We start from the raw sequence: 17,369 nt of genomic DNA, 5'->3' as shown, positions 1-17,369 counted from the left end.
CATTATCGCGATAAGCGGCTACATTGCCTCAATAGTTATGAATTGAATTCACAGGAGTGAGCAGTGGATAACACCGTCGGCGAGATGGAGGTCTTCGTGCATACGGCGAGGCTACAGAGCTTTTCGGCCGCCGGACGCCTGCTGCGCATGTCTCCTTCGGCAGTCAGCAAGCTGGTGAGCCGGCTGGAGGAGCGTTTGAAGACCCGCCTTGTCGTCAGAACCACGCGCAGCTTGCAGCTGACGCCGGAGGGCGAGGTCTATCTTGAGCGCGCGCAGCGCATTCTCGAAGACATCAAGGAGGCCGAGCAGATCGTCTCGACAGGCGGCGAGGCCGCGCCGCGCGGACGTCTGCGGGTGAGCGCATCGGTCGCCTTCGGGGTCAGCCATATCGTCCCGCTGGTGCCGGAGTTCCTCGCCCGCTACCCGAACGTCCAGCTCGACCTTTCGCTGACCGATGGGATTATCGACATTGTCGAGGAGCGTGCCGATGTCGCGATCCGCTCCGGCAATCTCCGGGACACGTCGCTGAAGGCGCGCAAGCTGATGGACAGCCGGCGCGTGGTGGTGGCGGCCCCGAGCTATCTTGAACGCATGGGAAATCCCGAGAAGCCCGCCGATCTCGACCGGCACAACTGCATGACATTCAACTTCCGGCAGACATGGGAAGAGTGGCCATTTCGAGACCCCGCAACCGGGCAGACCTTCTCGAAGGCGGTCCACGGCAATGTCGAAGTGAACAACGGACCGACCATTCGCAGTCTCTGCCTCGCGGGCGTCGGGCTGATCAGAGTGGGCGCTTTTCATGTCCAGGAGCATATCGACGAAGGCCGGCTGGTACCGGTGTTGGAAGCGTTCAATCCCGAGGATATCGAGCATATCCATGCCGTCTATCCCGGCCATCCGCACCTTGCGAGCCGTATCCGGGCCCTGATCGACTTTCTCGCCGAGCGGATCTAGCCGCGAGCGCAGCCAACCATGCGAAAACGGCGCACCCGAGGCGCGCCGTTTCCAAGTTCCAATTCCGGGCTCGTATCTTAGAGACCGGTCGTCTTCATCAGCTGCTCCGGATAACGCTCGCCTTCGACCTGAATGGCGGCGGCGGCGGTCTCGATCTGCGCGAGATCGTCGGCGCTCAGCGCCACGTCGGCCGCGCCGAGGTTTTCCTCGAGGCGATGCAGCTTCGTCGTGCCAGGGATCGGCACAATCCAGGGCTTCCGGGCCAGCAGCCAGGCCAGTGCGATCTGCGCCGGCGTCGCCTTCTTGTCCTCGGCGATGCGCTTCAGGAGATCGATCAGTGCCTGGTTCTTCTCCATCGCCTCGGGCGTGAAGCGCGGCAGCATCTTGCGAAAATCGCCTTCGCCGATCTTCGTGTCCTTGTTCATGGCGCCGGTGAGGAAGCCCTTGCCGAGCGGGCTGTAGGCAACCAGCGCGATGCCAAGTTCCTCGCAGGCTTCGAGAATGCCGTTGGTCTCCGGCCCGCGCGTCCAAAGCGAGTATTCATTCTGCAGCGCGGCAACAGGCTGCACCGCATGGGCGCGCCGTACGGTCTGTGCGCCCGGCTCGGACATGCCGAAGTGCCTCACCTTGCCTTCCGCGATCAGATCCTTGATCGTGCCGGCCACGTCCTCGATCGGCACGTTGGGGTCGACGCGGTGCTGGTAGAGCAGGTCGATGACATCGATACCGAGGCGCTTCAGCGAACCTTCGGCCGCCTTGCGGATCTGCTCGGGGCGGCTGTTGACGCCGGCCATTTTGCCATCAACGATATTGAAGCCGAACTTCGTGGCGATCACCACCCGGTCACGCATCGGCCGGAGCGCCTCGCCGACGATCTCTTCGTTGGTATAGGGTCCATAGACCTCGGCGGTGTCGAAAAACGTCACGCCGCGCTCGACGGCCTGGCGCACCAATGTCACGCTCTCCTGTGTGCTTAGCGCATGGCTGTAGCTGAAGTTCAGGCCCATGCAGCCGAAGCCAAGCGCAGAGACCTCTAGTCCGCTTTTTCCAAGTATCCGCTTTTGCATCATATACTCCTTGTGAACGGCTTCGTCCGTTATACGTCAGCATCAGCAGCCTCCGCCTTGGCCCAGAAGGCCACGCGTCATGTCGCGATCGCAGCGGCCGTGTATGCCAGATCCATTCCAACACGCCAAAGATAGCACCACCGGCGCGTCCACATTAGATCATCATTTCGGCATGCACTTATGTCTCCACCTCATGAATGACAACAGTTTGAACGGTAGCCGACATCCAAAGGAAGAGGACCACGCATTGATGAACCGTGGATTGCGCCTACATCAATGTCAGCAGGCACTTTCACCACGCGCCTTTGGGGAAGCCACCATGAAGGGATCCAAGACGATCAACCAGATGAGTGTCCGCGAGCGGCGGGACATCTTGGCCGCAGTCGCCGATGCGCTCGAGACCAGCGCGAAGGAAGCACTGATCGAGGGCAATGCCGGCTTTGCCGCAAGCTCTGGCGACCTGGCGCTGACAATTCGCAGCAGTGTCCACGGGCTTGCCAGCACGGACCTCAAGGCCGCGGAGTTTCTCCTGCAGCAAGCCATGACGCTGATCGAGCAATTCCGGTTCCGCGATCCGCATCGACCGGAAACACTCACGCTTCATTGATGCCGGGCAGCGCGCATGCAGGGGCGCATCAGTAAGCATAAACTTACATAAACTTCGCCGCCAATACTAAAAGAGCCCGCCGGAAGCGGGCTCTCTTTACTTGGCACATAAGGATTTCACGACCGAAAGGCTCAGAACTCCGACCACTCCGGCTCCTGGCGGACCGCAGCGGCGGCCCCGCCGCCGCCAAAGGCCTTGGCGAGCCTGTTTCCAAGTTGGCGAGCGGGCGATGCAGCGGGACGAGAGTGCTGGCTGGCAGCAACCGGTGCGGATACCGGCGCCGACTGAGTGCCGCCTAGCTTGAACTGCTCCAGAAGCTTTGCGAGCGCGCGCGCTTCGCTTGCCAGGCTGTGGCTCGCGGCGGTCGATTCCTCGACCATGGCGGCGTTCTGCTGGGTTCCCTGGTCCATGGTGTTCACGGCAGTGTTGATTTCCTGCAGGCCGATCGACTGTTCGCGTGTGGCTTCGGCGATCGCGTGAACGTGGCGATTGATCTCCTGAACTTCGTTGACGATGATTTCGAGCGCCTGGCCCGTTTTACCGACCAAGGTCACGCCGGATTGAACCTGCTGGCCCGAGGTGGTGATCAGGTCCTTGATCTCCTTTGCAGCCTTGGCGGAGCGCTGCGCCAACTCGCGAACTTCCTGCGCGACCACCGCGAAGCCCTTGCCGGCCTCACCCGCACGTGCTGCCTCGACACCTGCGTTCAGTGCAAGGAGGTTGGTCTGGAAAGCGATGTCGTCGATCACGCCGATGATGTTGGAAATCTCACTCGACGACCGCTCGATCTGCTGCATAGCATCGACCGCCTGGCGAACGACTTCGCCGGACTTCTCCGCGCCCGTGCGGGTGCGTGCGACAAGGTCGCTTGCTTCGCTGGCGCGCTTGGCCGCATCGCGAACCGTCGTAGTGATCTCTTCAAGCGCAGCCGCGGTTTCCTCGACCGAAGCTGCCTGCTGCTCCGTTCGCTTGGCCAGATCGTCGGCTGCCGAGCGGACCTCTTCAGCGCCGCCGGAAATCCCACGCGCATTGATGCCGACGGCCTGCATCGCCTGGTTCAGCTTGGTGACAGAGTTGTTGAAGTCGGCGCGCAGCGTTTCCAGATGGGCGACGAACGGCGTGTCGATGCGGCAAGCCAGATCGCCATCCGACAGGCGCTGCAGTGCGTTGCCGAGCGCATTCACGGCAGTCTGAAGCTCGGCGGATTCGCGCGCCTTCTGCGCCTCGCGATCGGCTCGCTCGCTCTCGCTCATGTTGCGATTGGTTTCGGCTTCCTGTTCGAGGCGCCGTGTTTCGAGCGCGTTGGTCCGGAAGATTGCCACGGCGCCGGCCATGTCGCCGATCTCGTCACGACGATCAACGCCGTTGATCTCCTCGGCGGTTTCGCCTTCGGCAAGCGAGACCATGCGCTGGCGCAGCCGCGCCATCGGCGCGGTTATGCCCTTGGTGGCAACCACGAGCGCGAATGCGAGCGCGGCGACGATACCCACGACAAGGCCGATCATGCTGTTCAGGATGGTGGACGAAACGGAATCCGACAGCTCGCGGCCACCCTTGCTCAGCATATCGGTCAGCGCCGTGTTGTTGGCGCCAAACTTCGGCGACAGCGCGCCCATCAGGCTGTCGACGTTGTCGATCAAGCTCTGCGCGAGCGCTTCGTCACCGGATTTGCGGGCCTGGATGAGCTGGTCGCCGAGCTTCCTCACCTCATCGCTGCCGGCCAGCAGTTCGGCAATGGCATCCTTGCGGCTCGGCACCAGTTCGGGCACCTGCACAAGCCTTGCCCTGGCGCCATCATAGTTCGAGGCGAAGAGACCAGCAGCATTGTCGAAAGCCTGCGAGCCCGGCTCGATGGTCATGAGACGCGCCATCCAGGTCGTGGATGTCCAGATACCGGCCGCCGCGCGAGCGCCGAGCATCGCCGCTTCGCTCTCATGCTGCAGGAAGCCGGTATAGGCCTGGTTCGCATCGCGGAACTTGGCGCTGACATACATCAAGCCGGAGAAAGAGATCAGCGCCAGCAAAGCGATGGCGACGAGAAATTTGGTCTTAATCTTCCAATTTTGTAACATAAGAAAACCTATGCCGTGGCCTGATCCAGGCGCCGGTATGAATGAACGATACGACGCCACATCGCCGCGATGTGCGCACTCGCTGAATTTTTGGGAGTTAGACTGGCTGCGTCATGCAGATCGGGCGATTACCGATGTCTTGCATATAGTTAAAATCTTAAATGCTTTAACAATGTATAAATTTGCGCCACCGCATTCATGCCCGTCTATATTGACATCGGCGCGCGCGCTTTCATGTAATCGCGGCGTTGCAGGCGAGCAGAGCACCGTCGGCTTCATACAACCTAACCAAAATCGCGAACGTAATTCTTGAGATGCGCCAGCAACATCCTCGCATATCCCGGAAGTTGCATTTCATTCTTTACACAAACGTATAGTTCACGCTCGACCCAGGCTTCGTCGATCGGAAAGACTTGGAGCTTCATGTAGGCCGCAAAGCGTCGGGCAGCGCTTTCCGGCACGATGGAAACGCCGGCGCCCTGCTCCACGACACGACATGTCGCCTCGAAACCGTTGATCAACATCCGGAAATGCGGGGTGCGTCCCAGCTCATTGGCATGGCGCCTGAGGAACTGCATGAGGGCCGGATCGCCCTGCTGGCCGATGAGCTTGAAATCGAGAACGCGTGAGAAAGCGACCGGCCCCAGCGGCATGTCCATGTCACCGGGGACGATGAGCACCAAGCGGTCGGGAACGAAGCGGAAGCGCTCAAGGCCGTTCATATCGGCGGACGAAGCGACGATCGCGATGTCGGCCTGGCCCTGTTTCAGCATGTTCACCGCCTCGAGGCTCGGCTTATCCTCGACGCTGACGCTGATATCTGGGTTCTGCGCGAGAAAGGCGCCAAGCGCCTGTGGCAGATGCTCGGCGAGCATATTGGTATTGGACAGCAGCCTGACGCGACCGCTGCGGCCATCGGCGAAGGCATCGAGGTCCGCCTCGATACGGCGCGCATCGTCCATGATCTGCCGTGCATGGCTGGCCAACATCTCGCCCGCCAATGTCGGCTTGATGCCACGGCCAGTGCGCTCGAAGAGCTCGAGATCAAACGCTTCTTCGAGCCGCTTCAAGCGCGCGCTGACGGCGGCAACGACGACATTGTTCTGCTTGGCCGCAACAGTCAGGCTTCCTCCGTCGACGGCCGCCAGGAAGATACGCAAATCGATAAGGTCGAACTTCACATCTAAGCTTTCATTATTTGTGAAAACTGTTTGTATGACAAATTGATTTTCAAAGGCAGTATAGCGCGGCTATGACGATTGCCAAGTCGCGAACGTGACACATCGACGCATAAAGCCATATCCTCATTTAGAGTGAATTTGTAAAGCAATATCAGTTATTTGCTTTTCCAGTATTGGCTTTTATCGCCGCGTGTTGCATTCAGTCTCGCGGCGACGTGGATTGGCTACGCTCGTGGGAGGTGATGCAAAGCCTGTTGTCGTTTATTCATGCTTGATGAAAGCACGTCGATAATGCACTTGCACACCGCACCCTCTCGGCTCCCCTTCAAACGCCTGCGATCGATCGCACTCTGTCTGTCCGCGCTGGTGTCGATCACCGGCGCAGCCTCGGCGCAAGATCAGACCGCGACGCCAAACGACCTGATCACGAGGGGACGCTATCTCGCAACCGCGGCCGATTGCGCCGCGTGCCATACCGCGCCGAACTCCGGACAGCCCTTTGCCGGCGGCTATGCGATCGAATCCCCGCTCGGCAAGATTTTCTCGACCAACATCACGCCATCCAAGACCGACGGCATCGGTAACTACAGCGAGGAAGACTTCGCGCGCGCCGTTCGCGATGGTGTCGCCAAAGATGGCAGCCATCTTTATCCGGCGATGCCTTACACGGCCTACGCAAAGCTCTCCGACGAGGACATCTCGGCGCTCTACGCCTATTTCATGCAGGACGTGAAGCCGATCGATCACGCGCCGGAAAAGACGGCGCTGCCATTCCCGTTCAGCATCCGCGCCTCGATGTCGGCGTGGAACCTGCTTTTCCTCGACAAGGACCGCTTCCAGCCGGATGCATCCAAGTCCGCCGAGTGGAACCGTGGCGCGTATCTCGCCGAAGCTCTCGAGCACTGCAGCACCTGCCACACGCCGCGCAATCTCTTCATGGCGGAGAGCGGAAGTCAGGCACTTTCGGGCGCGTCCATCGGCTCCTGGTTCGCGCCGAACATCACCTCCGACAAGGTTGACGGCATCGGCGGCTGGTCCGACGAGGAGCTCGTGCAGTATCTGCGCACCGGCCATGTCGCCGGCAAGGCGCAGGCGGCCGGCCCGATGGCGGAAGCCATCGAGCACAGCATGCAGCACCTGACCGAGGCGGACCTCAAGTCGCTCGTCGTCTACCTGAAGGATACGAAGCCGATCACCACGGGCGAAGCCACGCCGCGCTACGATGTCGGCAAGCCCTCGACGGCCGAACTCGATCTGCGCGGCCTGCCTGGCCAGGCCGTGACCGAGAAGGGCTTCCATATCTTCAGCGGCTCCTGCGCCGCCTGCCATCAGGTCGATGGCGAGGGTAACGACCACTATCCTTCGCTCTTCCGCAACACCGCGACCGGCGGCAACAACCCGGACAACCTGATCGCAACGATCCTGTTCGGCCTGTCGCGCACGATCGACGGCGTACCCACATTCATGCCGGCCTTCGGCGAGAACGCGTCCTTCACGGATCGCCTCTCCGACAAGGACGTCGCCGATGTCAGCAACTATGTGCTTGGTCACTTCGGCAACGGCAAGGTAAGCGTCACCGCAGCGGATGTCCTGCGTGTCCGCGAGGGTGGAGAGAAGCCTATACTGGCCGCGATCGCGCCGTTCATCGTTCCGGCGGTCGCCGTGGCGCTGATCCTCGCCGCGCTCGTCATCGCGCTACTCGTTGCCCGCCGCAGGCGGCAGCCGGCTCACGCCTGATCGTTTCACCCTTTCTCCCAGTTCTGACTGCCTCATCGAGGATATCAGCGATGCCAATCGACCCCAACAATGCGGGCTCCATCGTGAGCCGGCCCCTCCACCGCCGAGACCTCCTGCGCGCCACCGTGGCCGTTGGAGGACTGGCAGTCCTCTCCTCCTTCGCAGCGCCTGTATCGGCGTTCGCGGCCGACGATGACGTCCAGGGCTTCACCAAGCTCTCCGAATTCCTGACCGGTTACGAGCTCGACCCCGTGCTCGGCGCACGCTTCCTTGCAGCACTTTCCAAGCGCAGCAAGACGCTGAAAACAGACATCGCCGCCTTGCAGCAGGCCGTGAGCCAGTCCGGCGCCAAGGACATGGATGGCTTCCTCGCCTCCAAGCCCGCCGAGCCCGAGATGAAGACGTCCGCGAAGATCGTCTCCGCCTGGTATCTCGGCGTGGTGGGCGACCCAGAGGACGCGGAGCTCATCACCTACGAGAAATCGCTCATGTACCGCCCGACTAAGGGCCTCCTTCCCATTCCGACCTACGGTCCCGGCCCGAACGCCTGGGGACCGAAGCCCGGCAGCAAGATCTGACAGGATAAAGACAATGGCAAACGACGCATATGATGCGGACCTGATCGTCATCGGATCGGGTGTCATGGGCGGCATCGTCGCCGCACAGCTCGCCAAGGCCGGCAAGAAGGTGATCATTCTCGAAGCCGGCCCGCGTGTCGATCGCCGCGAGATCGTCGAGACCTTCCGCAATGCTCCGGTCAAGCTCTCGCTTGCGAACGCCAAGCTGCAGGGCGCCGGCTCCCCCTTCCCGAGCATGCCTTGGGCGCCATCCACCTATGGCGACTATCTGCAGTATGAAGGCCCGGTCAAATACAACACCTCCTACCTGCGCGTTGTCGGCGGCACGACCTGGCACTTCGGCTCGGCGCTCTGGCGCATGATCCCGAACGACTTCAAGATCCAGTCGCTCTACGGTCGCGGCCGCGACTGGCCGATCGGCTATGACGATCTGGAAGACTACTACAACAAGGCGGAGCTGGAGCTCGGCGTCACTGGCATGGACGGCCAGGACGAAAGCGGCCAGGGCGGTGGCCCAATGCCGCCGCGCTCCATGCCATTCCCGATGCAGCAGCTGAATTCCAGCTACATGTTCACGACGCTGGCTGAAAAGCTTTCGGTCGGCGGCTTCAACCCGGTGCTCGAGCCGCATGGCCGCGCCTCGCGTCCCTACGGCAACCGCCCGGTCTGCGCCGGCAACAACAACTGCAACCCGGTCTGTCCGATCGGCGCCAAGTATGACGGCTCGATGCATATCGACGAAGCCGAACGCCATGGCGCCAAGCTGCTCGACAACTCGCCTGTCTACAAGGTGGAAGCCGGCGACGACGGCAAGATCACCGCCGTCTGGTACAAGAAGCCCGACAATTCCGAGCACCGGCTGACGGCGCGCTATTTCGTGCTTGCCGCCTACGGCATCGAGTCCGCCAAGCTCCTCTTGATTTCCACCTCGGACAAGTATCCGAACGGCATTGCCAACTCGTCCGATCAGGTCGGCAGAAACCTCATGGACCACACCGGCATCAGCATGAACATGCTGACCAAGGAGGACATGTGGCCGGGCGAGGGCCCGACCGAACTGCTGGTCTATCTCAACCAGCGCGACGGCACCTTCCGCAAGGATTACCCGAGCTACAAGATCAAGGTGCGCAACACGGTACCGACAGCCCAGATGACCGAAGGCTTCATCAAGAAGGGCATCATGGGCTCCAAGCTCGACGAGCAGATCCGCAAATACTCGGCCCGCTCGCTCAACTGGGCGATCGACTTCGAACCGCTTCCGCTCGCCGAAAACCGCGTCACGCCGTCGAAGACCAAGTTCGACGCCCTCGGCATCCCGGTTCCGGTACTCTACTACTCGGTCACCGACTACTGGAACGCCGGCCGCGACAAGGGGCTTGAGGATCTGAACAAGATCGCCCAGCTGCTCGATGCCGAGGTCCTGTCGACCGACGTGAAATGGCAGAACCGCCAGCACGTCATGGGCACGACCCGGATGGGCGACGACCCGAAGGACTCGGTCGTCGACCGCGATTGCCGCACCCATGATCACCCGAACATGTTCATCGCGGGCACCAGCGTCATGCCGTCGGCATCCTGCATGAACCCGACACTGACGGGCGCGGCGCTCAGCGTGCGTATTGCCGAGCAGCTGATCAAGGAGATCTGATTTCAGCGCTCACGAAGGTCTCGGCCGCACCGGTCGAGACCTTCCCGATCTCAAAACGAAAACAGCGACCGCCTCGCAGGCCGGTCGCTGTTTTCGTATTCGCCGATTAAACTGACATCAGTCGCGATTGGTATAGAGCGCACTGGAGCGCTCAAGGTGCTTCAAGATCGCGGCTTCAGCGCCATTCGCATCGTTAGCCGCCAGACAGTCGAGGATCTGCTCATGCTCCACTAGCGTGAACTTCTCCTTGCCGGTCCAGATCAGCATGTCCGTGTGATAGGCCTTCAGCCATGCCAGCATCGCCTCGCTAACGGCGACGAAGATCGGGTTGCCCGAGATCTGCGCGATACGCGTATGGAACTGCATATCGGCGGCGATGAAGTCTTCCGCGTTGCCGAGCGAGCGACGCTGCTCCTCGATGATATCGCGGAGATCGGTGATGTCGGCGGGCGTGGCCTTGACCGCCGCCTCGCGCGCCATGCCGCGCTCGAAGAAGATGCGTGAGCTCTTCAGATGATCGAGCGAGTCGGCGGATTGCGCCAGCATGATCTTCGCCGTCAGGTCCACCTGACGGAAAATCGATCTTGCGGTCAGCTGCAGAACCTTGGCGCGCTCTCCGTGCGAGATGTTGACCAAGCCCATATTGGCCAGCGACTGCATCGCCTCGCGGATCGCCGGCCTTCCAACCCCGAAGCGCTCCATCAGCACCCGCTCCGAAGGCATCTCGTCGCCGGGGCGAAGCTCGCCGGACGTGATCATTCTCTCCAGTCGATCAAAAACCTCATCGGATAGTTTGCGACGCACGATCTGTTCGATTGGCTGGTTCATGGTGTCTCGCTGGCTCACAATATCCCTCCTTTATGCATGCTAGCGTCCCGGCACGAAAGGCCGTCGTCTGAAATCGGTCTGTGCTCTTTCAAAAAATTTTCATTGCAGAAATTGGAATACTCATTATACCAGTTCACGAGTTGACGCCATGGCAAACTTTCGGCCTAGGCAGGAGGAGCAACGAGACCTCATGATGATCACAGTTACCTATCGCATCGAAACGACCGGCAGCGTCGAGGCCATGGCCGCCAAGATCGCCAGCGATCAGTCGACCGGCACGTTCGTCCCCGTTCCCGGCGAGACGGAAGAGCTGAAGGCGCGCGTCGCGGCACGCGTTATCGCCATCCGTCAGCTGCCCGATGCTGAATACCCGACCTGGCCGGAAGTAACGCCCGGCAGCGGCCCCATTCACCGCGCCGATGCCGATATCGCCTTCCCGATGGACGCGATCGGCACGGATCTCTCCGCCCTGATGACGATCGCCATCGGCGGCGTCTTTTCGATCAAGGGCATGAGCGGCATCCGCATCGTCGACATGAAACTGCCTGAGGCCTTCGCCACAGCTCATCCCGGCCCGCAATTCGGCCTGCCCGGCAGCCGCAAGCTCACCGGCGTCGAAGGTCGTCCGATTATCGGCACGATCGTCAAGCCCGCGCTCGGCCTGCGTCCGCATGAGACCGCGGAGCTGGTCGGCGAACTGATCGAGTCCGGCGTCGACTTCATCAAGGACGACGAAAAGCTGATGAGCCCGGCCTATTCGCCGCTCAAGGAGCGCGTCGAGGCCATCATGCCGAAGATCCTCGATCACGAGCAGAAGACCGGCAAGAAGGTCATGTATGCTTTCGGCATCTCGCATGCCGATCCGGACGAGATGATGCGCAATCACGATCTCGTCCTGAAGGCCGGCGGCAACTGCGCCGTCGTTAATATCAATTCGATCGGCTTCGGTGGCATGAGTTTCCTGCGCAAGCGCTCGGGCCTCGTGCTGCATGCGCACCGCAACGGTTGGGACATTCTGACCCGCGATCCGGGCGCCGGCCTCGACTTCAAGGTCTACCAGCAGTTCTGGCGCCTGCTCGGCGTCGACCAGTTCCAGATCAACGGCATCCGCATCAAGTATTGGGAGCCGGACGAGAGCTTCGTGGAATCCTTCAAGGCCGTCAGCACGCCGCTGTTCAGCAAAGCCGACTGCCCGTTGCCGGTCGCTGGCTCCGGCCAGTGGGGTGGCCAGGCGCCGGACACCTATAACCGCACCGGCCGCACCACCGACCTGCTCTATCTATGCGGCGGCGGTATCGTCAGCCATCCGGGCGGTCCGGCGGCCGGCGTACGCGCCGTGCAGCAGGCCTGGCAGGCAGCGGTCGCCGATATTCCGCTCGACGAATACGCCAAGGATCACCCGGAACTCGCGGCCTCGATCGCGAAGTTCGGCGACGGCAAGGCAGCTTGAGACCATGACCAAACCTCTGCTTACCTATTACGGTGACGATTTCACCGGCTCCACCGACGTCATGGAAGCGCTCGCCTCCAACGGCGTACCGACCGTGCTCTTCCTCGGCATCCCCAGCGCCGAGACCGCCGAGCGTTTCGCCGATTACCGCGCGTTCGGCATTGCCGGCACCAGCCGCAGCGAAACGCCCGAGTGGATGGAAAAGCATCTGCCGGCGATCTTCGAGTGGCTGAAGGCGCTCGACGCCGACATCTGCCACTACAAGGTCTGCTCGACCTTCGATTCCAGCCCTGCGGTCGGCAACATCGGCAAGGCGATCGAAATCGGCAAGGCACTCTATGGCCAGCCGGTCGTCCCTGTCGTCGTCGGCGCGCCGCAGCTGAGGCGCTTCACGGCGTTCGGCAATCTCTTCGCCGCCTACCAGGATCGCTACTACCGCATCGACCGCCATCCCGTCATGAGCCGCCATCCGGTAACGCCGATGGCGGAAGCCGACCTCACCCTGCATCTCGCAAAGCAGACGGACCTGCCCGTAGCGCTCGCCGATCTCGTCACCACCGCGGCCGCCGATGCCGACCAGCGCATCGACAAGACGATCGCGGACCTCGATGGCATCCTGCTGATCGACGTGGATAGCGCCCAGTCGCAGGCTCTGGCCGGCCGTCAGGTCTGGCGGGCCAAGCGCGACGGCGGCCTCTTCACGGCCGGCTCGTCGGGCGTCGAATACGCGCTGTTGCAGGCGTGGAAGGCTGAAGGCCTTCTCGGCGAACCGACGACCTTCGCGGAGCCGGGCAAGGTCGATCGCCTCGCCGTCGTCTCGGGAAGCGTTTCGCCAACCACCGAACGGCAGATCCGCAACGCGACCGAAAACGGCTTTGACGGCATCGCCGTCGATCCGCTCGAGCTCGTCGGCGAAAGCGGTGACCGCGCTATCGACACGGCTGTCACTGAGGGCGTCCAGCGCCTGAAGGAAGGCCGCAGCGTTGTCCTTCATACGGCACTCGGCTCATCGTCGGACAAGGGTACCGATATCGATCGTATTCCCGGATCCCGCCATCGCCTCGGCTCCGCTCTCGGCACGATCCTGCGCCGGTTGATCGAAACCGAAAAACTGCCCCGCGCGGTCATCGCCGGCGGCGACACGTCGAGCCACGCGCTGCAGGAACTGCGTGTGGACGCTCTGACGACCTTGCTGCCACTGCCGCAGACCCCCGGCTCGCCACTCTGCACCGCGCACGGCAACTACGCGCCGACCAACGGACTGCAGATCGCGCTCAAGGGCGGCCAGGTCGGAACCGACGGCTATTTCGCACAGATCCGCGACGGACGGAGGGCTTGAACATGCGCTATTGGGTTGGCACCAGCTTCAAGATGAACAAGACGCTTGGCGAAGCTCTGTCCTTTGCCGAAAAGCTCGCCGCTGCTGATGGCGATCGCCATGCGGATATCCAGCGCTTCGTCATCCCGCCCTTCACGGCGGTGCGCGAGGTCAAGAAAACTCTCGCCGACAGCTCGGTGAAGGTCGGCGCGCAGAACATGCATTGGGATGCCGCCGGCGCTTGGACCGGCGAAATCTCGGCCCCGATGCTGAAGGATTGCAACCTCGATATCGTCGAGCTTGGCCATTCCGAGCGTCGCGAACACTTCGGCGAGACCGACGAAACCGTCGGCCTGAAGGTCGAAAGCGCCGTCAACCACGGCCTGATCCCGCTGATCTGCATCGGCGAGACGCTTGCCGAGCGCAATGCCGGTGATGCCGACGCGGTGCTGAAGCGGCAGGTTGAGGGCGCGCTGGCGCGCGTCACTACATCAGGCAAGGACGCAGAGATTCTGCTTGCCTATGAACCCGTCTGGGCAATCGGCGTCAACGGCATTCCGGCGACCGCCGATTATGCCGACGAACGCCACGCGCGCATCGCCGATGTGGCCGCGAAGGTGCTCGGTCGCGCGGTTCCGGTTCTCTACGGCGGCAGCGTCAATCCTCAGAATTGCGAGGAACTGATCACGCAGCCGCACATCGACGGGCTGTTCATCGGCCGCTCTGCCTGGGCCGTCGAAGGCTATCTCGACATTCTGAAGCGCGTTGCCGCGGTCATCTGATGGCAGCCACCAATTCCACTCATCCAGCCCCCGAATGATTGAAAGGACACGGACCATGAAAATCGCCATCGGAGCGGATAGCGCCGGCAAGCCCTTGCTTGACGTGATCGCCGCCCACCTCGCCACCAAGGCGGGCCTCGAAGTGCACGATCTCAGCCAGGCCGGCTTCTATGCCGACCTGTCGCAGAATCTCGCGCAGACCATCGTCGACGGCCAGCACGAGCGCGGCATCCTGATCTGCGGCACCGGGATCGGCGTTTCGATTTCGGCGAACAAGGTTCCCGGCATCCGCGCCGCGCTGACGCACGACACCTATTCGGCAGAGCGCGCTGCGAAATCCAACAATGCACAGATCATCACCATGGGCGCACGCGTGATCGGTCCGGAACTTGCCAAGTCGATCGTCGACACCTGGCTCGCTTCCGAATTCGATCCGAAGGGCGCTTCCGCAGGCAACGTCGACGCCATCAACAGGCTCGACGCGGTTAAGTAATACTTATTCTGGGGTGGTGATTGACTCATCATACCAGCAACGTTAACAATTCCAGCAAAACACGAAGTGAGGAAACATGACTTCCATTGCTCTGTTCGGCGCCGGCGGCAAAATGGGCTACCGGCTTGCAAAGAACCTCAAGGGTTCGCGCTACGACGTTCGCCACGTCGAAATCAGCGATATCGGCAAGGCACGCCTGAAGGACGACCTCGGCCTTTCGACGGTGGACGTAGACGTAGCGCTTGACGGCGTCGACGTCGTCATCCTGGCCGTTCCGGACACGCATATCGGCAAGGTTGCCGCCGGCATCAACGACAAGCTCAAGGCCGGCACCATGGTTGTCGCGCTCGACGCTGCCGCGCCGTTCGCTGGCCACTTCCCGGAGCGCCCTGACCTGACGTACTTCGTCACGCATCCGTGCCATCCGCCGATCTTCAACGACGAAACCGACATGCAGGCCAAGAAGGACCACTTCGGCGGCCTCTTCGCCAAGCAGCACATCGTTTCGGCCCTGATGCAGGGTCCGGAAGAAGCCTATGCCGTCGGCGAAGAAATCGCCAAGACGATCTGGGCACCGGTCATGCGCTCGCACCGCGTCACCGTCGAGCAGATGGCGATGCTGGAGCCGGGTCTCTCCGAGACCGTTGCCGCTTCGCTGCTCGTCGTCATGAAGCAGGCCATGGATGAATGCGTCGCACGCGGCGTTCCGGAAGAAGCTGCCCGCGACTTCCTGCTCGGCCACCTGAACGTTCTCGGCGCCGTCATCTTCGGCGAAGTCCAGGGCGTGTTCTCGGACGCTTGCAACAAGGCTATCGAATTCGGCATTCCCGCCCTGATGAAGGACGATTGGAAGCGCGTGTTCGAACCTCAGGAGATCGCTGACAGCATCAAGCGTATCACCTGATACCGATCCCGGGAGGGGGCAACCCCTCCCCTTTCACCGCCCTGCTGGGAACAGGGCTTCTTTTGGGAGGAAACCAATGAGACTGACACGTAGACTGACCGTCGCTGCCTTTGCCAGCGCGCTTGCTTTCGGCGTTGCCATGCCTGCCTTTTCGGCGGACCTGATCGCCATCATCACCCCCGCACACGACAACCCGTTCTTCAAGGCAGAAGCCGTAGGTGCTGAAGCCAAGGCGAAGGAACTGGGCTATGAAGCGCTCGTCATGACGCATGACGACGACGCCAACAAGCAATCCCAGATGATCGATACCGCCATCGGCCGCGGTGCGAAGGCCATCATTCTCGACAACGCCGGCGCTGATGCGACCGTTGCCGCCGTCAAGAAGGCCAAGGACGCGGGCATTCCGTCCTTCCTCATCGACCGCGAAATCAACGCGACTGGCGTTGCCGCAGCGCAGATCGTTTCCAACAACTACCAGGGTGCCCAGCTGGGTGCGCAGGAGTTCGTCAAGCTGATGGGCGAGAAGGGCAACTATGTCGAGCTCGTCGGCAAGGAATCCGACACGAATGCCGGCATCCGCTCGCAGGGCTATCATGACGTCATCGACGACTATCCGGATCTGAAGTCGGTTGCCAAGCAGTCGGCCAACTGGAGCCAGACGGAAGCCTACGCCAAGATGGAAACCATCCTGCAGGCAAACCCGGATATCCAGGGCGTCATCTCCGGCAACGACACGATGGCCATGGGCGCCATCGCCGCTCTCCAGGCCGCCGGCCGCAAGGACGTGATCGTCGTCGGCTTCGACGGCTCCAACGACGTCCGCGACTCCATCAAGTCCGGCGGCATCAAGGCCACCGTTCTGCAGCCCGCCTACGCACAGGCGCAGATGGCTGTCGAACAGGCCGACGCCTACATCAAGAACAAGACTCTTCCCAAGGAAGAGAAGCAGCTGATGGATTGCATTCTCATCAACGCCGACAACGCCTCCAAGCTCGAAACCTTCGCGATCGCGAAATAACGACAGCTTGAGACCAATGGCGAAGAGCGCGATCATCCGCGCTCTTCGTTCTTTATCCTATTCCATAAGATTGGAGTTTCGTGGATGGCGAGGGTCAGAAGCGCGGTTGTGATCGCATTGCTTGCGATGGCACTGCCGGGCTGCAAAATCATCAAAACGCCGACGGCGGAAGAAAAGGCTGCGGAAACCGCCAAGAGCGCCTTCGATCCCGCTGCAAAAGTCGAGGCCATCTGGCAGTCGCAGGCAATTCCTTATCTGCAAAAGCGGGCCGGCGAGCTGAAGGACGTCGTGGCGCTTGCCGCGTCGAGCCCGGATCAGGCCGGCGAGAAATACGGCAATACACGCAAACAGGCGAGCGCCCCCTGGACCTATGCGGTCAAGCTGAGCGGCAAGGTCGTCGCGGCCGATACGGCATCGCGCGCGGCCACGATCGACGTTGACGCCGATGGCGACGGCAAGGCCGACGCCAAGGTGCAGATCGGCCCCGCCGTTCGCGGAACGGCGCTGCGCGATACGCTTGAGTTCGTCAATTTCAACGAGTTCAAGAACCAGATCGAATGGGCGCAGTTCGGCAAGGCGTTCAACGAGAAGATCAACACCGCTCTCTTGACGCCCCTGCCGCGCGACGGCCTGACCGGCAAGACCGTAACGGTCACTGGCGCCTTCCCGCTGCCGGCATCCGGCCAGTTGCCGCTGGTGACGCCGGCCGAACTGACGGTGGGGCCGTAG

16 protein-coding genes are annotated in these 17,369 nt (G+C 61.8%); 12 read left to right on the top strand and 4 right to left on the bottom strand.

The annotated features are described in order from the left end of the window. The first annotated feature begins 63 nt into the window (after window positions 1-63). Window positions 64-957 carry a LysR family transcriptional regulator gene (locus D460_RS0102090; RefSeq protein WP_018896839.1) on the top strand — a complete coding sequence of 298 codons (894 nt, stop codon included), beginning with the start codon at window positions 64-66 and terminating at the stop codon, window positions 955-957. 77 nt (window positions 958-1,034) lie between these two features. On the opposite strand, the gene D460_RS0102085 is transcribed toward D460_RS0102090, so the two are convergent. Further along, complete coding sequence (locus D460_RS0102085; RefSeq protein ID WP_018896838.1) at window positions 1,035-2,024, bottom strand: aldo/keto reductase; 990 nt, start codon at window positions 2,022-2,024, stop codon at window positions 1,035-1,037. A gap of 319 nt (window positions 2,025-2,343) precedes the next feature. Between D460_RS0102085 and D460_RS0102080 the strand changes: the two genes are divergently transcribed. Beyond that, the gene (locus D460_RS0102080) at window positions 2,344-2,631 is read left to right on the top strand and encodes a hypothetical protein (RefSeq protein ID WP_018896837.1); all 288 of its coding nucleotides are present in this window, start codon (window positions 2,344-2,346) and stop codon (window positions 2,629-2,631) included. A 131-nt stretch (window positions 2,632-2,762) separates the two neighbouring features. On the opposite strand, the gene D460_RS0102075 is transcribed toward D460_RS0102080, so the two are convergent. Both D460_RS0102075 and D460_RS0102070 read right to left on the bottom strand, forming a co-directional pair. Beyond that, complete coding sequence (locus tag D460_RS0102075) at window positions 2,763-4,703, bottom strand: methyl-accepting chemotaxis protein (protein ID WP_018896836.1); 1,941 nt, start codon at window positions 4,701-4,703, stop codon at window positions 2,763-2,765. A 284-nt stretch (window positions 4,704-4,987) separates the two neighbouring features. After that, window positions 4,988-5,884 carry a LysR family transcriptional regulator gene (locus D460_RS0102070; protein ID WP_018896835.1) on the bottom strand — a complete coding sequence of 299 codons (897 nt, stop codon included), beginning with the start codon at window positions 5,882-5,884 and terminating at the stop codon, window positions 4,988-4,990. 291 nt (window positions 5,885-6,175) lie between these two features. Between D460_RS0102070 and D460_RS0102065 the strand changes: the two genes are divergently transcribed. The 3 genes from D460_RS0102065 to D460_RS0102055 are packed head-to-tail and all read left to right on the top strand — an operon-like array spanning window position 6,176 to window position 9,847. Next, window positions 6,176-7,621: a cytochrome c gene (locus tag D460_RS0102065; RefSeq protein WP_018896834.1), complete on the top strand. Its 1,446-nt coding sequence runs from the start codon at window positions 6,176-6,178 to the stop codon at window positions 7,619-7,621. A 50-nt stretch (window positions 7,622-7,671) separates the two neighbouring features. Further along, window positions 7,672-8,199 (top strand): sugar dehydrogenase complex small subunit, encoded by a 528-nt coding sequence (locus tag D460_RS0102060; RefSeq protein WP_018896833.1) that lies wholly within the window; start codon window positions 7,672-7,674, stop codon window positions 8,197-8,199. 13 nt (window positions 8,200-8,212) lie between these two features. Further along, the gene (locus D460_RS0102055) at window positions 8,213-9,847 is read left to right on the top strand and encodes a GMC family oxidoreductase (protein WP_018896832.1); all 1,635 of its coding nucleotides are present in this window, start codon (window positions 8,213-8,215) and stop codon (window positions 9,845-9,847) included. Window positions 9,848-9,964: 117 nt separating this feature from the next. On the opposite strand, the gene D460_RS0102050 is transcribed toward D460_RS0102055, so the two are convergent. After that, entirely contained in the window at window positions 9,965-10,675 is a 711-nt protein-coding gene (locus D460_RS0102050) for a transcriptional regulator NanR (RefSeq protein WP_018896831.1), read from the bottom strand. Window positions 10,676-10,865: 190 nt separating this feature from the next. Between D460_RS0102050 and oiaX the strand changes: the two genes are divergently transcribed. The 7 genes from oiaX to D460_RS0102015 all read left to right on the top strand — a co-directional run bounded on the left by oiaX (window position 10,866) and on the right by D460_RS0102015 (window position 17,369). Then, on the top strand, window positions 10,866-12,125 hold the full coding sequence (oiaX, locus tag D460_RS0102045) for a 3-oxo-isoapionate-4-phosphate decarboxylase OiaX (RefSeq protein ID WP_018896830.1): 1,260 nt from the start codon (window positions 10,866-10,868) through the stop codon (window positions 12,123-12,125). A 4-nt stretch (window positions 12,126-12,129) separates the two neighbouring features. Further along, on the top strand, window positions 12,130-13,464 hold the full coding sequence (locus D460_RS0102040) for a four-carbon acid sugar kinase family protein (protein WP_018896829.1): 1,335 nt from the start codon (window positions 12,130-12,132) through the stop codon (window positions 13,462-13,464). A gap of 2 nt (window positions 13,465-13,466) precedes the next feature. After that, window positions 13,467-14,225, top strand: coding sequence for a triose-phosphate isomerase (locus D460_RS0102035; protein WP_018896828.1), 759 nt, complete (start codon window positions 13,467-13,469; stop codon window positions 14,223-14,225). 55 nt (window positions 14,226-14,280) lie between these two features. Next, the gene (locus D460_RS0102030; RefSeq protein WP_018896827.1) at window positions 14,281-14,718 is read left to right on the top strand and encodes an RpiB/LacA/LacB family sugar-phosphate isomerase; all 438 of its coding nucleotides are present in this window, start codon (window positions 14,281-14,283) and stop codon (window positions 14,716-14,718) included. 76 nt (window positions 14,719-14,794) lie between these two features. Then, window positions 14,795-15,622, top strand: coding sequence for a phosphogluconate dehydrogenase C-terminal domain-containing protein (locus D460_RS0102025; RefSeq protein ID WP_018896826.1), 828 nt, complete (start codon window positions 14,795-14,797; stop codon window positions 15,620-15,622). A gap of 76 nt (window positions 15,623-15,698) precedes the next feature. Then, a complete protein-coding gene (locus tag D460_RS0102020) occupies window positions 15,699-16,640 on the top strand; it encodes a D-ribose ABC transporter substrate-binding protein (protein ID WP_018896825.1) in 942 nt (313 codons plus the stop codon). Between the two features lie 84 nt (window positions 16,641-16,724). Then, entirely contained in the window at window positions 16,725-17,369 is a 645-nt protein-coding gene (locus D460_RS0102015; protein WP_018896824.1) for a DUF2291 domain-containing protein, read from the top strand.

Origin of the sequence: Rhizobium sp. 2MFCol3.1 (assembly GCF_000377565.1) — a bacterium.
Classification (GTDB): domain Bacteria; phylum Pseudomonadota; class Alphaproteobacteria; order Rhizobiales; family Rhizobiaceae; genus Rhizobium.
Note: the sequence above shows the minus strand (reverse complement) of the source record. Positions and strands in the feature narration are given on the sequence as shown.

What these genes read in the sequence shown, in the direction of transcription:
- D460_RS0102085 (WP_018896838.1), bottom strand. Translation starts at nt 2,024, where the DNA reads ATGCAAAAGCGGATACTTGGAAAAAGCGGACTAGAGGTCTCTGCGCTT.
- D460_RS0102080 (WP_018896837.1), top strand. Translation starts at nt 2,344, where the DNA reads ATGAAGGGATCCAAGACGATCAACCAGATGAGTGTCCGCGAGCGGCGG.
- D460_RS0102075 (WP_018896836.1), bottom strand. Translation starts at nt 4,703, where the DNA reads ATGTTACAAAATTGGAAGATTAAGACCAAATTTCTCGTCGCCATCGCT.
- D460_RS0102065 (WP_018896834.1), top strand. Translation starts at nt 6,176, where the DNA reads ATGCACTTGCACACCGCACCCTCTCGGCTCCCCTTCAAACGCCTGCGA.
- D460_RS0102060 (WP_018896833.1), top strand. Translation starts at nt 7,672, where the DNA reads ATGCCAATCGACCCCAACAATGCGGGCTCCATCGTGAGCCGGCCCCTC.
- D460_RS0102055 (WP_018896832.1), top strand. Translation starts at nt 8,213, where the DNA reads ATGGCAAACGACGCATATGATGCGGACCTGATCGTCATCGGATCGGGT.
- D460_RS0102050 (WP_018896831.1), bottom strand. Translation starts at nt 10,675, where the DNA reads ATGAACCAGCCAATCGAACAGATCGTGCGTCGCAAACTATCCGATGAG.
- oiaX (WP_018896830.1), top strand. Translation starts at nt 10,866, where the DNA reads ATGATGATCACAGTTACCTATCGCATCGAAACGACCGGCAGCGTCGAG.
- D460_RS0102040 (WP_018896829.1), top strand. Translation starts at nt 12,130, where the DNA reads ATGACCAAACCTCTGCTTACCTATTACGGTGACGATTTCACCGGCTCC.
- D460_RS0102035 (WP_018896828.1), top strand. Translation starts at nt 13,467, where the DNA reads ATGCGCTATTGGGTTGGCACCAGCTTCAAGATGAACAAGACGCTTGGC.
- D460_RS0102030 (WP_018896827.1), top strand. Translation starts at nt 14,281, where the DNA reads ATGAAAATCGCCATCGGAGCGGATAGCGCCGGCAAGCCCTTGCTTGAC.
- D460_RS0102025 (WP_018896826.1), top strand. Translation starts at nt 14,795, where the DNA reads ATGACTTCCATTGCTCTGTTCGGCGCCGGCGGCAAAATGGGCTACCGG.
- D460_RS0102020 (WP_018896825.1), top strand. Translation starts at nt 15,699, where the DNA reads ATGAGACTGACACGTAGACTGACCGTCGCTGCCTTTGCCAGCGCGCTT.
- D460_RS0102015 (WP_018896824.1), top strand. Translation starts at nt 16,725, where the DNA reads ATGGCGAGGGTCAGAAGCGCGGTTGTGATCGCATTGCTTGCGATGGCA.